General features: G+C 73.1%; 1 protein-coding gene. It reads right to left on the bottom strand.

What is annotated here, in order from left to right:
• Nucleotides 1-235: 235 nt before the first annotated feature.
• On the bottom strand, nt 236-501 hold a 266-nt coding region (locus GTW67_RS03195; protein ID WP_161163263.1), incomplete at its 5' end, for an ATP-binding protein.

The raw sequence follows: 501 nt of genomic DNA, 5'->3' as shown, positions 1-501 counted from the left end.
GCCGGACTGCGCCGTACTCGCCGTGCCCGCCGCGCCGTTGTCGGTGCCGCAGGCGGTCAGCACGCCGAGCACCGCGACCGCGCTCGCCAGCAGGGCCGTCCGGCCTATGGGCTGGGACGTCTTCGCCATCGCTTCTCCACACTCCCGTGAACTCCGTCGCGCACGGCCCGGCACGGGTGCCGGACGGCACGCCCAGTCTTCGAGTGTCCCCGCCCGGGGGTGCGGAAACCGCGGGTCACTCCTCGTCGAGCAGGGCCAGCTCCGCCCAGATGGTCTTGCCCTCGGCGGTGTGCCGGCTGCCCCAGCGCTGGGTGAGCTGGGCGACCAGCAGCAGACCGCGTCCGCCCTCGTCCCACGTCTTGGCCCGGCGCAGGTGCGGCGCGGTGTGGCTGGTGTCGGAGACCTCGCAGATCAGCGTGGTCGCGTCGTGGATCAGCCGCAGCCGGATGGGCGGCGAACCGTACCGGATGGCGTTGGTGACCAGCTCGCTCACCACCAGCT

The sequence above is a fragment of the Streptomyces sp. SID5910 genome (genome assembly GCF_009862125.1).
GTDB lineage: Bacteria > Actinomycetota > Actinomycetes > Streptomycetales > Streptomycetaceae > Streptomyces.
This window is presented reverse-complemented; position numbering and strand designations above follow the sequence as displayed.